12 protein-coding genes are annotated in these 14,376 nt (G+C 72.9%); 8 read left to right on the top strand and 4 right to left on the bottom strand.

From position 1 onward, the window contains the following. The first annotated feature begins 79 nt into the window (after positions 1-79). The 4 genes from AC5L36_RS26780 to AC5L36_RS26795 are packed head-to-tail and all read left to right on the top strand — an operon-like array spanning position 80 to position 5,625. A complete protein-coding gene (locus AC5L36_RS26780; RefSeq protein ID WP_494909047.1) occupies positions 80-2,125 on the top strand; it encodes a M6 family metalloprotease domain-containing protein in 2,046 nt (681 codons plus the stop codon). Continuing rightward, positions 2,122-2,529 (top strand): hypothetical protein, encoded by a 408-nt coding sequence (locus AC5L36_RS26785; protein WP_441223032.1) that lies wholly within the window; start codon positions 2,122-2,124, stop codon positions 2,527-2,529. The genes AC5L36_RS26780 and AC5L36_RS26785 overlap by 4 nt, the downstream gene beginning before the upstream one ends. Further along, a complete protein-coding gene (locus AC5L36_RS26790; protein WP_441223033.1) occupies positions 2,526-3,083 on the top strand; it encodes a TlpA family protein disulfide reductase in 558 nt (185 codons plus the stop codon). The genes AC5L36_RS26785 and AC5L36_RS26790 overlap by 4 nt, the downstream gene beginning before the upstream one ends. 10 nt (positions 3,084-3,093) lie before the next feature. After that, a complete protein-coding gene (locus tag AC5L36_RS26795) occupies positions 3,094-5,625 on the top strand; it encodes a M64 family metallopeptidase (RefSeq protein WP_441223034.1) in 2,532 nt (843 codons plus the stop codon). 262 nt (positions 5,626-5,887) lie between these two features. Here AC5L36_RS26795 and AC5L36_RS26800 read toward each other — a convergent pair whose 3' ends face one another. After that, a complete protein-coding gene (locus AC5L36_RS26800; protein ID WP_441223035.1) occupies positions 5,888-7,117 on the bottom strand; it encodes a PucR family transcriptional regulator in 1,230 nt (409 codons plus the stop codon). A 163-nt stretch (positions 7,118-7,280) separates the two neighbouring features. On the opposite strand from AC5L36_RS26800, the gene AC5L36_RS26805 reads away from it, so the two are divergent. Next, a complete protein-coding gene (locus tag AC5L36_RS26805) occupies positions 7,281-8,462 on the top strand; it encodes a glycosyl hydrolase (RefSeq protein ID WP_441223036.1) in 1,182 nt (393 codons plus the stop codon). 29 nt (positions 8,463-8,491) lie between these two features. On the opposite strand, the gene AC5L36_RS26810 is transcribed toward AC5L36_RS26805, so the two are convergent. After that, positions 8,492-9,355, bottom strand: a complete 864-nt coding sequence (locus AC5L36_RS26810; RefSeq protein WP_441223037.1) for a UbiA family prenyltransferase — start codon at positions 9,353-9,355, stop codon at positions 8,492-8,494. A 211-nt stretch (positions 9,356-9,566) separates the two neighbouring features. On the opposite strand from AC5L36_RS26810, the gene AC5L36_RS26815 reads away from it, so the two are divergent. The 3 genes from AC5L36_RS26815 to prfH all read left to right on the top strand — a co-directional run bounded on the left by AC5L36_RS26815 (position 9,567) and on the right by prfH (position 12,041). Further along, positions 9,567-10,199 (top strand): HNH endonuclease family protein, encoded by a 633-nt coding sequence (locus AC5L36_RS26815; protein WP_441223038.1) that lies wholly within the window; start codon positions 9,567-9,569, stop codon positions 10,197-10,199. A 157-nt stretch (positions 10,200-10,356) separates the two neighbouring features. Beyond that, entirely contained in the window at positions 10,357-11,436 is a 1,080-nt protein-coding gene (locus AC5L36_RS26820; RefSeq protein ID WP_441223039.1) for an RNA ligase RtcB family protein, read from the top strand. Then, complete coding sequence (gene prfH, locus AC5L36_RS26825) at positions 11,433-12,041, top strand: peptide chain release factor H (protein WP_441223040.1); 609 nt, start codon at positions 11,433-11,435, stop codon at positions 12,039-12,041. The genes AC5L36_RS26820 and prfH overlap by 4 nt, the downstream gene beginning before the upstream one ends. A gap of 244 nt (positions 12,042-12,285) precedes the next feature. Here the strand turns inward: prfH and AC5L36_RS26830 are convergent, their stop codons facing one another. Then, entirely contained in the window at positions 12,286-12,888 is a 603-nt protein-coding gene (locus AC5L36_RS26830; RefSeq protein ID WP_441223145.1) for a LuxR C-terminal-related transcriptional regulator, read from the bottom strand. A 47-nt stretch (positions 12,889-12,935) separates the two neighbouring features. Further along, entirely contained in the window at positions 12,936-14,279 is a 1,344-nt protein-coding gene (locus AC5L36_RS26835; RefSeq protein WP_441223041.1) for a sensor histidine kinase, read from the bottom strand. Positions 14,280-14,376: the final 97 nt, after the last annotated feature.

Raw genomic sequence — 14,376 nt, forward strand, 5'->3', positions numbered from 1 at the left:
TCGAAACCGCGTCCATGATCTACCGGCAGATGTACAGTGACGCGCTACTATCCGTGCCCATAAATTCACGATCACCTCCGTGAAGGGTGGCGTGATGGGCCTTCAGTTCAAGCGGCGCGCGGCCCTTGCCGCCGCCCTCGCGACCGTACTCGTCGCCGCCGTGGCCACCCCGGCGGCGGCCGCGCCCGGCAATCCGGCCGGCGGCACCGGCCCGTTCGACGTGCTCGACCCGCAGGCCTGGCAAAACCCGGACACCATGACCTGGGACGACTGGACGGCGGTCCCGGGCAAAAACTGGGCCGACCCGTCGGTGGCCGGGTCCACGCGCAACTTCAAGATCGCGCTGGTCACGCTGGACTACCCGGACCAGCCGTTCGTGGTCGCGCAGCGGGCCCGCTCCACGCTCTTCGGCAACCCGCAGGCGACCGCGCAGAACATCCCGCGCGACCAGGTGGCCACCTTCTACCGCGACTTTCTCAACACGCCGAACACCCTGAACAAGGGGCACACCCTGCACGAGTACTGGATGCAGGACTCGAACGGCCGCTACGGCGTCGACCTGACCGGCTTCGGGCCGTACCAGATGCCGGCGAAGTCCTACCAGTACGGCATCGACAACGGCTTCAACCCCGGCGGGTGCCCGGCCGGCGAGCAGTGCGCCCGCAACATCCGCACCGACGGGCTCGGCGCGTGGCGGGCGGCCGTCGGTGACGCGGTCGCCGACTCGTACGAGCTGGTCTTCATCCTCTCCGCCGGCCAGGACGAGTCGTCGACCTGGCAGGAGTTCGGCCAGATGATGTTCCAGACCAAGGAGGACGTGCCGGACGCGTGGGGCCCGCCGGACCCGGCCCTGCCCAACTACGCGCGCACCCGATACGTCGAGTGGACCTCGTGGAAGGCCGCCTCCTCCATCTGGCCGAACGCGGGCGGCGGCTCGTCGACCCAGGCGGAGAGCTCGGGCATGGGCGTCTACGCGCACGAGCTGACCCACCTGCTGAGCATCGGGGACAACTACAACAACCCTTATGGGGTACCGCTGAGACGCGCGTACACCGGCATCTGGAGCATGATGTCGCGCGGCTCGTTCAACGGGCCGGGCGGGCCGCACACCCGCTGGCAGATCCCGCCGGTCAACGGCGGCTCGATGGGCTCGCTGCACGTCGTCCGCGACAAGATCAAGATCGGGCTGCTCGGCGAGGAGCACCTGCTGCGGCTCTCCCGCGAGGCGCTCGCGTCCTCGGGCCTGGTGGTCGCCCAGGTCACCGCCCGCGCCGTCGACGCCGGGCCGAAGGGGCTCACCGGCATCAACATCGCGATGAACCGCGACAACTCGCCGGCCTGCGTCGTCAGCGAAAACCCGCTCTGCGACGGCGGCGGCTACAACAACTACACCGTCGAGGTCGTCGACCGGATGGGCGCTGACTCGTTCACGCCGGACAGCGGGGTGCTGATCAGCAAGACGAAGAACGCGGACAGCGCGCCGTTCGTCTGGGTGATCGACGCGAACCCGCAGGACATCGACATGATCGACTTCTACCAGCCCAACGGCACGCCGCAGAAGATCACCATGGGCGACTACCGGCAGCTGTCGGACGCGCTCTTCCACGCCGGTACCCGGTCGGGCAGCGAGTACGAGTACGTCGACGAGGCCAACCGGCTGCACTTCTACGTGCTCGACCTCAAGCGCGACGCGAGCGGCGTGCTGTCGTACACGGTCGCGGTGCGGTCGCTCGACGGCACCGGCGGGCCGAGCACGCACGGCGTCGACCTGGGCGACGGCCGCGTCACCACCAGCGGCAAGCCGACCGGCCGGGGCGTGACCTGCTCGTTCGAGCTGACCAACACCGGCACCTGGTCGGCCGGCGGGCAGCAGCACCCGGAAACCGTCACGCCGTACCTCAAGTCGGACGTATACCGCCTCTCCGCGGACATCGGGCAGATCGGCTGGCGGGTCGAGGTGCCGAACGCCCTCGCCGCGGTCCCGTACGGCAAGAAGACCACCGTGAAGGTATCGGTCGGGGCGACCGCCGACGCGGCCGCGCGCGGGTTCGCCAAGCTGACCGCCACCTCGGTCAGCGACCCGACCAAGACGGTCACGGAGACGTGCCACCTGGAGAAGGATTGATCCTGCGTTACGGCGTGGCCTTGCTGCTCGCGGCCGCGGTGGGTGGCTGCGGGGGCGAGGCCGCGTCGGCGACGACGGTCCGCGTCCTCGTGCGCGACATCAACATCCGCGAGGAGGGCGTCGACTGCGCCGGCACCGGGGCGTACACGTTCTTCCACAACCGGGCGCCGTTCAAGGTCGTCGACCTCGACGGGCGGACGCTGACCGACGGCAAGCTGCCGCCCGGCAAGGCGGTGCGCACGTTCGAGGAAGACCTCGAAGTCGACCGCGTCCCGACGTACTGCGAGTTCGCCGTGTCGGTCTCGGTGCCGTCGCGGGCCGGCTACCAGCTCGTCGTCGACGACGAGTCGCCGATCCCGCTCCGGCCCGACGCGGACTCGCTCGTCGCGGTGGTGCCGTCGTGAGGGCCGTGGCGGTACTTCTGGCCGTTGTGCTCGGCGTCGCGGCGTGCGACGGTGGAGACCCGGCGACGCCGGCCGGCGGGGCGGCCACGCTGCCCGGACCGGTCCCGGCCGGCCTCGCCCTGCGGCCCGTGCCGCCCGGCACGCCGAGCGCGCCCGTCTTCACCGGCACGCTCACCGACGGCACCGGTCTCGCCGCCGCCGACCTCTGGGCGGAGCGGCCGGTGGTCCTGCTCTTCTTCAGCTCGTGGTGCACCACCTGCGCCGAGCGGCAGAGCGCGCTGAGCGAGCTCGCCCGCGGCCTGCGCGACAGGGTCGTCTTCGTCGGCGTGGTGACCGAGGACGAGCCCGCGGATCTCGACTCCTACCTGCGGTCGCACCGCGCCGAGTTTCCCGTCGTGGTCGACACGGACGGCACGATCTCCCGGTCGTACGCCGTCCGCGAGCCGGGCGCCGTGGTGCTCGTCGCCAAGGGTGGCGCGCTGCTGCGCGGCTGGCCCGGCGGCCTCGACGCGTCCACATTGGATACCCGTATCCGCGAGCTTCTCCTGGGGTGAGGTGGGTCCGTTGCGACAGAGAGCGTTCCTGATGATGGCGGCTGTGGCGGGGGGATTGCTGGTCGCCACCCCGGCGCGGGCGCAAGAGCAGCCGCTGCCCGAGCCGAAGGTGCACCCGATCCAGGTCACCGGCCCGGCCGCCGACCGGCTCAACCTCGTCATCCTCGGCGACGGCTACCAGGCCGACCAGCAGAGCATCTTCCTCGCGGACGTCGACCGCAACCTCGCGGTCATGTGGGCCACCGAGCCGTTCCGCACCTACCGCGACTACATCAACGTGTACGCGGTCGAGATCGCCTCCATCGACTACGGCGTCCGCTGCGACCCCGACGGGCGGGTGCGCCACCCCGACGGCACCATCCGCGACACCGGCGTGCGCGAAGGCCCGATCGACGGCAAGCGCACCGCGCTGCGCATGATCTTCCAGAACGGCTGTGCCGACCCGCTCGCCCGCGGCACCGTCTACGGTGGAGCGCCGGTCGGCTGCGAAAACGACGCCGCGTACTACCCGCCGGGCGTCAACCCGTGCGAGACCGGGACGCAGGCACACAACCGCATCCTCGAGTCGTACGTGGTGCCCGCCCTCGGCATCCCGCGCACGTCGCAGAACCTCCAGACGCTCGCCATCTTCAATACGTTCACGTACGGCGGGATCGGCGGCACCAACGCCACCACGTCCGGCGGCTCGCCGCAGGGTCCGCTGATCTCGCTGCACGAGCTCGGCCACTCGCTCGGCACGATGGCCGACGAGTACCCGTACTCCTCCCGCGACGTGGTGCGCCCCTGCTACACCGGCGCCGAGCCGAGCAGCTTCCACCACACCGTGTACACCGACCCCGCGCGGATGGTCGCCGACCAGCACAAGTGGTGGCGGTGGGTGGGCGAGGAGAGCCTGTCCGGCGGCACGATCGGGCTGCACGAGGGCGGCGGCATGTTCCCCTGTGGACAGCGCCGGCCGAGCGAGCACTCCATCATGCGGTGGATCGGCTTCGACTGGGACCAGATCGGCCGCGAGCACATGGTCGCCCGCATCACCGGGCGGCGCAACGCCGGCCAGATGGCCCTCCAGCACACTCCACTGGGGACGGTGCCGTCCGATGGCGTGCTGTGGGTGGAGACCGGCCATCCGCGATACCACGAGCTCCAGGTGACCTGGCGGGTCGGCGGCACCGTCGTCGGCACGGCGGACAGCCTCGACCTCGCGTCGTTGGGCCTGCCGGCCGGCACCGCGGTGCGGGTAGAGGTGCGCGACCCGGTCGGGCCGGACGGGATCGACTGGGTGCGCAACCCCTCCACCGGCGACAGTGCCACCAACTCCGGGTACAACGGGCCGCGCTTCGTGCAGACTCGCGAGTGGACGGTCGGCGCGCCGGGCGTGACGCCGACACCGGCGGCCGCCGAGATCACCTCTTCGACGATGACCACGCAGCCGGTCGCCGGCGACGAGGTCGTCTTCGTGGAGACCAACCACCCCTCCGACCGCATCCTCGACGTGGCCTGGACGCTGGACGGCAAGGCGGTGCCCAACCCGGGGAACAGCCGCCGCCTCGACCTCGGCGCGCTCGACCTCTCCGCCGGCACGCACAAGCTCGTCGCGACGGCGACCGACCCGGCCGGCGCCTCGGACTCGGTCGAGTGGACCGTCGACAACGCGCTGCCGACAGCGCCCCGCCGGCTCTCCACACCGCTGGCCACGCTGCCCGGCGCGCTGGAGCACCCGGTCTACTTCGACGGCTGGGACATGTGGCTCGAGCCGCGCGACGACCAGACCGGGCGGTACGTGGTCGGGCAGTTCCGGCTCGACAAGGACGGCTGGTTCAACTACTTCGGCTTCCCGGAGCAGCCGATGCCGGCGTCGCCGTTCCAGTTCCGCCACTCGGGCACGAACGTGAAGGCACTGACCTACGGCAACCTCGGCACGGGCGGGCTCTCCCGGGCCACGTTCGAGCAGACGCTGCCCGACGACCACCCGAGCGGCGGCTTCGTGCCCGGCTTCGGCACCCACCTGGTCGAGCACCGCGCGATCGACCCGGCCGGCAACATCGGCCCGGCGGCGAGCTACCGCGCCACCGTGATCCCCGGCGCCTCCCCCGCCTGCACCCGGACGCTGACCGGCCGCCAGGGCTCGGTCACCGTCACCTCGGGCGTGACCTGCCTGACGAACGCCCAGGTGGCCGGCCAGGTGACGGTACGCGCGGGCGCCTCGCTGGTGGTCCGGCAGAGCACGATCGGCGGCACGCTCGTCGCGACCCGCGCCCAGGCGGTGCAGGTCTTCGGCTCGACGGTCAGCGGCGCGGTCCAGCTCACCGGCACCACCCGCGACGTGACGGTCGCCGGCAGCTCCTTCAACGGCGCGGTCGTCCTGACCGGCAACACCCAGGTCACGGCCAACGAACGCTACAGCCGCCTCGCCGGCCCCTACGGCCCGTTGCTGGTCGGCAACCGAGTCAACGGCGCCCTGATGTGCGCGGGCAACAGCTCCCGCCCCAGCGACTTCGGCGCCCCGAACACCGTCCACGGCGCGAACGCCTGCCGCACCTGACCCCCGGTGACGGGATGGCGGCCCGCCACCGCCATCCCGCTCCCCACGCCCGACCATGGTGTCCATGGTGATCGCCGAGATCGGGAGAGCTACCGCGATGTCCGCGGTGGTCCATGCCGCTGCTCCCGCGGCCTCACCCGTCCGTCGTTGGTCGGACGGCCGAAGATTTCGGCGAGCCTTGGCGAGCCGCCGGCCGCAGCGGTCTCCGGCGGGAGCGGCGGTCCGCGGCTGACGCGAACCCGGGAAACTTTTGTTTGGGTCGTCAGGCGCTGGGCCGGTAGTCGCCGGTCAGGCGGGCCAGCTTGAGCGCCAGGTGGAGGCAGAGGCGTTCGTTGCCGTCCTTGAGGTCGGTCTCGGCCAGCTGCTCCACCCGGTGCAGGCGGTAGTAGAGCGTGGTGCGGTGCAGGCGCAGGCGTTCGGCGGTGGCGTGGGCGTTGCCGGCCAGGTCGAGGTAGGCCTCGAGCGTCTCCAGCAGCGCCTGGTTGGCCTCGTCGTCGAGCAGGCGGCGCAGTCCGGGGTGGACGGTGGCCACGTCGAGGTGGCGACCCTCCATCTGCGACAGCATGCGGTAGATGCCCAGGTCGGTCCAGGAGATCGTCGGGCCCAGCGCGGGCAGCCGCACGCCGACGCGGGCCGACTGGACGGCCTCGTCGTACGAGTGGATGGCGTCGGCGAGGCGGGGGCGCGGTGCGCCGACGCCCACGACCACGCGGGCGACCTCGGGCAGGTCGCCGATCGCGTTGCGCAGGCCTTCGCGGAGGTATCCGGCGGCGGCCTCGGCGGATGGGCGGCCGGCGACCTGGCCGCCGCGGACCAGCAGCACGCCCTGGTCGTGGCGGAGCAGGTGGAGCGCGTCGCGGACGCCGAGCCAGCGGCGGGTGGCGACGAGCGCCTGCTCCAGCGCGATGCCGGCGTCCTCGTCGAGCACCTGCCCGCGCGCCGGGACGAGCTGGGCGACGATCGCGGTGGCCGGGCCGTCGGCGGTGACCACGCCGTCGCCCAGCAGCGACTTGACCATCTCCTCGCGGGTGAGCGGGTTGTCCGACAGCAGGGTGCGGGCCGCCTCGGCCTCGCGCTGCGAGGCCAGCTCGCCGAGCAGGTTTTCCCGGTAGAGGGCGAGCGACAGGTCGCCGGTCGCCCGCCTGACCACGTCGATGTCCGCGTCGGTCATGCCGCCGTCGTCGATGAACCACACGTATCCGAGCAGGCGGTCCTGGTGGACGATCGGCACGCAGAGGCGGGGCAGCAGGTCGAGCTCGGGGCAGGCCGGCGTGCGGACCGGCACGCGCGCCTTGAGGATGCCGAAGCCGCGCAGCCACGAGACGACCTCGGGCGTGGTGTGCCGGCGCAGGATCGAGGAGCGGCGGACGTCGTCCATCGTGCCGTTCTGCTCGCTGTAGACGACCACCCGGTGGCGGCGGTCCTCGATCAGCGCTGGCCGGCCGACCCGCGCGGCCATCGTGTCGACGATGCCTTGCAGCTCCAGGTTCATGCCGCTCCCCGACCGGTCGTGGCCTGCGTGGCGGCGCCGACCGCCGGCGAAACCGCCGGTCATTACCCTCGACCCCATCCGCCGCCCGCGCAAGGGTCCGACGCAGGGAATCATTCCGGCCGATGTTGACTGGTATCGACATACGTCACTACGCTCGGTGGTCATGCGGAGGACCGGTGCCCTCGTCGCCCTCCTGGTGGCCGTGCTGGTCACGCCCGCCCCGGCCGCCGCCGGGAGTGGCGGGCCGGCGGTCTGCGGGCACCCGCCGCGAACCGCCAACCGCCACGCGACCGCCGAGGCCGTGCGCCTGCACGCGTACCTGTGGACGCTCACCTGCGGCCACCGCCGCGGCGTCCTGTCCGGACAGAACGTCGGCCACGGCCCGCAGGCCCTCGACCCGGACGGCTGGTTCGGCTACCCGCGGCTGGTCGAGCGGCTGGCCGCCGACACCGGCGAGCGGGTCGCGGTCGTCGGGCTCGACTACGAGCACGACCAGGTCTTCACGCCGGCCCAGCTCGCCGCCGGCAACAGCGTGCTGGTCGACCACGAGCGGCGCGGGGGTCTGGTGCAGGTCACCTGGTCGCCGCTGAGCCCATGGCTCAACGACGAGCGGGACATCGCCGGCCATCCGGGCCAGTGGACCGGCACCCGCACCGACGCGGGCCAGCTCGCCGGCGTCGACGACCTGCGCGACCTGCTCGACCCGACCACACCCGCCGGTGAGGTGTGGCGACGCAAGCTCGCCCGGGTGGCCGACGCGCTCACCACACTCCGCGACGCCGGCGTGGTGGTGCTGTGGCGGCCCATGCAGGAGATGAACGGCTTCTGGTTCTGGTGGGGCTCCACCGTCCACGGTGACGACGCGTCGCCGTACGTCGACATCTGGCGGCACATGTACCGCTACCTCACCCACACGCGCCGGCTGGACAACCTGCTGTGGGTGTACTCCCCCGCCTCCAGCCAGCTTGTCTACGCGGGGCAGCCGGTGCCCGGCATCAAGCCGGCGGCGTGGGCGTATCCCGGCTCGGACGTGGTGGACGTGGTCGCCGGCACCGCGTACCACGACGAGCTGGCCATCACCGACTACCGCGACCACCTGCGCCTGCCCGAGGTGGTGGCGGCCGGCGAGTACTCGGCGGGCCTGCTCGGCGCCCACGACCGGGCCGGCGACCTGGACACGACGCTCTACGCCACCCGCCTGCGCGAGGACTATCCGGCGGTCGCGTACTGGGTCTCCTGGCACGACTACCCGTGGTCGGCGACCGAGGCGGCCTGGCTGTCGCTGGCCGCCAACCGGCGGGCGGGTGACCTGCTGACGGACAGGTACGTCGTCAACGTGGGCTGAGCCGGGGGACGCGGGCGAAGACGTCGGTGTCAGCCGACCGCGGCGGCGAGGAAGTCGGCGGCCGGGACGCCGAACGCGACCGACACGGCCGCCATGCGCGGGATGGAGGGCCGGCGGGCCGCGACCGCGTAGACCGCGACGAGGACCGGCGCGGCGGCGGTCTGAAGCGTCCAGGAGTCGCGCCGCACGATGAGGTCGAGGTGGCAGGTGGCCAGCCAGACCGCGTTCGCCGCGGTCCACAACCCGAGGCCCACCAGGTAGCACACCCGCGGCGTCCAGCGCACGGCGATCGTCGTGTCACCCGCCGCCACATCCGCCGCGCGGTCCATCACCGTCGTCGGCAGGTACAGCGCCGCGGCCAGCAACAGTCCCAAAAGGACCATGACCGGCGGGTACTCCACGACCGGCCGCTGGAGCGACCACCCCGCCAGCGGTGCCAGGACGCCGACGACGAGCGCGTTCACGGCGACGTCCGCGCCGGGGCGGGCCTTGAGCCGGATCGGTGGCACGCTGTAGAGCCAGCCGAGCAGCAGCACGATCGCGGTGCCCGCGGCGAACATCGGCCCGGCCGCCACCGCGACGCCGACGGCCGCCACGCCGCCCCACCGGTATCCGCGGACCAGGTCGGCCTCGGTCAACACGCCGGTCACCAGGGGCGCGGTCGACTTGCGGGGATTGCGGCGGTCGCTCGGCAGGTCGTGCAGGTCGTTGACGGCCAGGACCGCGCCCCAGATCAGCGGCCCGAGCACCACGCCGGCGGCCACCGCCTCGGGCACCGCGCCGGGCGGCGGCACCCAGCGGCCGGCCGCGAGCACCCAGCCCAGGTACGCGCCGCCCCACCCCAGCGGCCAGAACCACGGTCGGGTCAGGCGGATCGCGGCCCACGCTCTCATGCCGCGAGCCTCGCCGAGCCAGCCTTTGAGTCCGCTGAGAGCCGCTGAGAGGACGCTGAGCCGGCGGCGATTTTCACACGACGTTCACGCGGTCGTTTCGGGCTCGGTGGGGTCCATGCTAATAAATCTGACATTGATCTATGTGTCCGTCGCCGCGTCCCCAGCCGGAACACCCCCGTCCGGCCGCGGCGGCGCACAGTCAGGAGTCCAGATGGCTCGCGTCCTGAAGGCCGGCGGCGCCACCCTTGCCGCCGTCGTCGCGCTCCTCGCGCTCGCCGCCACACCGGCCGGCGCCACCCCGCCCAACATCCCGTCGTACAGCACCGCCGTGAGCCGGCTCGCCGCGCTCACCGTGGCGGCGGAGTCGCACCAGTCCACGTACGACCGTGACCTCTTCCCGCACTGGATCACGATCACCGGCTCGTGCAACACCCGGGAGCAGGTGCTCAAGCGGGACGGCACCGGGGTCACCGTGGACAGCAGCTGCTACCCGACGTCGGGTTCGTGGCGCAGCCCGTACGACGGCGCCACCTGGACCAACCCGGCGGACGTCGACATCGACCACATGGTGCCCCTGTCGGAGGCCTGGGCGTCGGGCGCGTGGGCCTGGACCACCTCGCGGCGGCAGACGTACGCCAACGACCTCGGCGGGCCCGAGCTGTGGGCGGTCACCGACAACGTCAACCAGTCGAAGGGCGACCAGGACCCGGCCACCTGGCAGCCGTCGGTGGCGTCGTTCCGCTGCACGTACGCGCGGGCGTGGATCCAGGTGAAGTACTACTACGGCCTCAGCGTCGACAGCGCCGAGAAGACCGCGCTGAACGGCATGCTGGCGACCTGCTGACGCGGCTTTGACGAGCGGGCCCGGCCGCGCGGCCGGGCCCGCTCACCACGGTGGAAAACCGCTTGCCGGACTAGGGCGGCTCGGGTGATCGTGGTGGGCATGACGTTCTGACCTCACGTTGAGCCCCGTGTCCGCCCTTTCCGTGAAGTGAGCGTCTTTGTCTACCGTCTCCGTGTTCGCCGCCGCTGGCAGCTGGATCGAGTCCGACGCCGTCGCGCAGTGCCACCAGGTCGCCGCGCTCGACGGGATGCTGCACGTCGCCGGCATGCCCGACCTGCACCCCGGCAAGGGCGCCCCGATCGGCGCGGCCATGTCCTCCACCGTGCTGTACCCGTTTCTGGTCGGCTCGGACATCGGCTGCGGCATCGCCGTGTTTCCGATCCGGCTCAAGCGCGCCGTGCCGGAAAAGCTCGCCGCCCGCTTCCCCGACCTCGACGTGCCGCTGGACCCCTCGGCCGCCGGCGACGGCATTCCCGCCGGCTACGTGGACGGCCTCGGCACGGTCGGCCGGGGCAACCACTTCGTGGAGCTGGCCCGCGTCGACACCGTCGCCGCACCCGAGCACGCGGACCGTCTCGGGCTGGCCGCCGGCGGGCTCGTGCTCATCGTCCACAGTGGCTCCCGAGGGCTGGGCGAGCGGATCCTGCGCGCGCACACCGAGGCGCACGGCGCCGGCCCCGCGCCCGACCCCGCCGCCTACCTGACTGCGCACGACGAGGCCGTGCGGTGGGGCTCACTCAACCGGCGGCTGATGGCCGCCCGGGTCGCGGACGCGTTGGGCGCCGAGCCCGCCGACCCGATCGTCGACGAATGCCACAACTCCGTCGAGGTCCGCGACGGCGTCTACCTGCACCGCAAGGGCGCGGCGCGGGGCGACGGGCGCGACGTCCTGGTCGCCGGCACCCGCGGCACGCGCTCGTACCTCGTCGCCGGTCACGCCGGCCCGGAGGCCAACCACTCGGTGGCGCACGGCGCGGGTCGCAAGATGTCGCGCGCCGACGCGCTGCGCCGCGGCCGGGCCAAGCACACGGTCGAGGAGCTGCGCCGCACGCCGGTGGGTTCGCTGGTGGTGTGCGGCGACCGGCAGCTGCTCTTCGAGGAGGCGCCCACCGCCTACAAGCGCATCGAGCAGGTCGTCGCCGACCTCGTCGACCACGGCCTGGCCACGCCGATCGCCACCACGGTGCCGCTGGTCACGTACAAGACGGCACACAACGGATCGGCGCGCCGGCGGTGAGCGTCCACCTGTTGCTGTCCGCCGGCCGCGGCCCGCGCGAGTGCGCGTGGGCGCTGGCCCGCCTGGTAGACCGGCTGGAGGCCGACGCCGCCCGGCGCCGGGTGGCGACCCGGCGGGTCGAGACCGTGGCCGGTGACCGTCCCGGCACCTACCGCTCGGTGCTGCTGGAGGTCACCGGCGACGGCGCCGAGGCGTTCGCGGCCTCCTGGACCGGCACGCTGTGCTGGCAGGCACCGAGCCCCTACCGGGCCAGCGCCGGCCGCAAGAACTGGTACGTCATCGCCCAGCCGTGCGAGGTGGACGCGCCGCGGACGGTGTTCGCGGAAGGCGACGTCGAGATCGTGCCCTGCCGCACCGGTGGACCCGGCGGACAACACCGCAACAAGGCCAGCACCGCGGTGCGCGCCACCCACCGTCCATCCGGGACGGTGGTGGTGGTCGACACGGAACGCCACTTCAGCCTCAACCGCCGCACCGCGCTGCGCCTGCTCCGCGAACGCCTCGAGCGCGGCGACGAACAGGCCGGGCGCTCGCTGACCACGGCCCGGTGGCGGATCCACGACGAGCTGGTGCGCGGCGACCCCACCCGGATCGAACGCCCATAGCCGCGTCCGCTCCGGCCACCGGCAACGCGCCGTTCGAGATCTACAGAGCTTTCGAAGTCGGGTGGCTCGACCCCTGAATCACTTATTTGGACAAAGACTTGGGCTACCGCGACGTCCGCCGTGGTCCATGCCGTTGCTCCCGCGGCCTCACCCGTCCGCCGCTGGTCCCGCTCACCCCTTCCGCCCTGCGCCCAAGAGGGCAGCCCTCTGTACACCCCGCACCGCCCCCATCGGTTCCACGCTTTCACCGCGCGGGCGGTGAGCTGCTGCGCAGGTAGGTCAGCACGGCCAGCACGCGCCTGTTGGTGTCGTCGGTGGGTGGCAGGTCGAGCTTGGCCAGGATGTTGCCCACGTGCTTGCCGACGGCGGCCTCGGAGACCACGAGGGTGCGGGCGATCGCGGCGTTGGAGTGGCCCTCGGCGACCAGCGCCAGCACCTCGCGCTCCCTTGTGGACAGGCCGGCCACGGGATCGCTGCGGCGGCGCAGCAGCTGCCGCACCACGTCCGGGTCGACGACGGTGCCCCCGCCGACCACCTGGCGGAGCGCCGCGACGAACTCCTCGACGTCGACCACCCTGTCCTTCAACAGGTAGCCCACCTTGCGGCCGTCGCCGGAGTCGAGCAGCTCGGTCGCGTAGCCCTGCTGCACGTACTGGCTGAGCACCACCACCGCCAGCCGCGGGTCGGCGCGGCGCAGCTCGACGGCGGCGCGCAGCCCCTCGTCGGTGAAGGTGGGCGGCATCTTGATGTCGGTCACCACCAGCTCGGGATGGTGCTCGGCGACGGCGGCCCGCAGCTCAGCCGCGTCGCCGACCGAGGCGACCACCTCGAAGCCGAAGCGGCCCATCAGCCCGGCGAGCCCTTCGCGCAGCAGCACGCCGTCTTCGGCGAGGACTACGCGGACGGAAGGTCGGCTTTGCTGCACGGTAGCTCCACGCGGACGAGGGTCGGCCCACCGGCCGGACTGGACACGAACATGCGACCATCGACAACCGACACCCGGTCGGCGAGCCCGGTCAGGCCGCTGCCGCGGGCCGGGTCGGCGCCGCCCCGACCGTTGTCGCGCACCTCGAGCGCCAGGATGTCGCCATCGCGGGTGGCGGTGATGGCGGCCGCGGTGGCGCCGCTGTGCTTGGCCATGTTGGCCAGCGCCTCGGCGGCCACGAAGTAGGCGGCCGTCTCCACGTGCGGCGGCGGCCGCGCGGGCAGGTCGGTGCGGACGGTCACCGGGATCGGCGCCTGGTCGGCCAGCTCGCGCAGCGCGGCCGGCAGCCCGAGGTCGGTCAGCACCTGCGGGCGGATGCCGTGGATCAGCTCGCGCAGCTCCGCCATCAGCTGCTTGGCCTGCTCGTGCGCGCTGGCCACCGCGTGGCCGGCCGGCGTCTCCGGGGGCAGGTCGAGGCGGGCCAGGCCGAGCTGGAGGGTGAGGCCGACGAGCCGCTGCTGGGCGCCGTCGTGCAGGTCGCGCTCGATCCGGCGGCGCTCGGCCTCGAACGCGTCGACGAGCCGGGCCCGCGACCGCGACACCTCGACGAGCTCGGCGCGCAGCTGGGAGCCGGCGCCGGCCGACAGCAGCGCCCGCGCCACCGCGGCGTGCGCGCCGGCGAGCAGCGCTAGCAGGTAGGGCACGGCGGGGAGCAGCGCGATGCCGGCCACCGCGAACGGCACCGTGTCACCGACCGTGTTCACCTCGCCCACGCCGAGCGAGACCGGGCCGTTGTCGGGGACGAGCAGCGGGCTGGCCGCCCACACGACGATCAGGACCACCAGCATCAGCGCGGTCAGGTAGGCCATCGGCATCACCGTGCACAGCAGCACCGCGTAGCCCAGCTCGCGCCAGGTGGCCGCCTCGGTGTAGCGCGTGCGCAGCCACGGGCCCGGCCCGACCCCGGGCGGCCGCCGGTGGCCCGAGCCGACCGGCCGGCTGTCGACGAGGCGCAGCCGGCGGCGCTCCACCGCGGCCAGCGGCAGCGCCACCGCCGGCCCGACCACGCCCACCAGCAGGGCGCCGGCGACCAGCAGGAGCGCCAGCCCCGCGAGTGACGGCCCGTCCCACTCCGCGAGACGCAGGAGCAGCGCCGCCCAGGGCGCGGCGAGCAGCGCCAGCGGCACGCCGACCGCGACCATGAGCGGCGCGGTGGTCAACAGGTAGGCGACCGACCGCCACGGCCACCCGGAGGCGAGGAACCGGCGCCGGGCGACCGCCTCGATCGCGGTCTGCGGCATCGGTGCGGGCATCAGCCCACGCTATCCGGTGCACCCGGCCGGCCGCGGTATACCTAGCATTACCTTTGGTTCGGTATCTAGGAGTAGTGCTCTGGGCCGGCGCCGCGTG

This window comes from Phytohabitans sp. LZ39, from assembly GCF_059359075.1.

Coding starts and splice junctions, on each gene's coding strand:
- AC5L36_RS26800 (WP_441223035.1), bottom strand. CDS start 7,117: ATGAACCTGGAGCTGCAAGGCATCGTCGACACGATGGCCGCGCGGGTC.
- AC5L36_RS26835 (WP_441223041.1), bottom strand. CDS start 14,279: ATGCCCGCACCGATGCCGCAGACCGCGATCGAGGCGGTCGCCCGGCGC.
- AC5L36_RS26805 (WP_441223036.1), top strand. CDS start 7,281: ATGCGGAGGACCGGTGCCCTCGTCGCCCTCCTGGTGGCCGTGCTGGTC.
- AC5L36_RS26815 (WP_441223038.1), top strand. CDS start 9,567: ATGGCTCGCGTCCTGAAGGCCGGCGGCGCCACCCTTGCCGCCGTCGTC.
- AC5L36_RS26830 (WP_441223145.1), bottom strand. CDS start 12,888: ATGGGCCGCTTCGGCTTCGAGGTGGTCGCCTCGGTCGGCGACGCGGCT.
- AC5L36_RS26810 (WP_441223037.1), bottom strand. CDS start 9,355: ATGAGAGCGTGGGCCGCGATCCGCCTGACCCGACCGTGGTTCTGGCCG.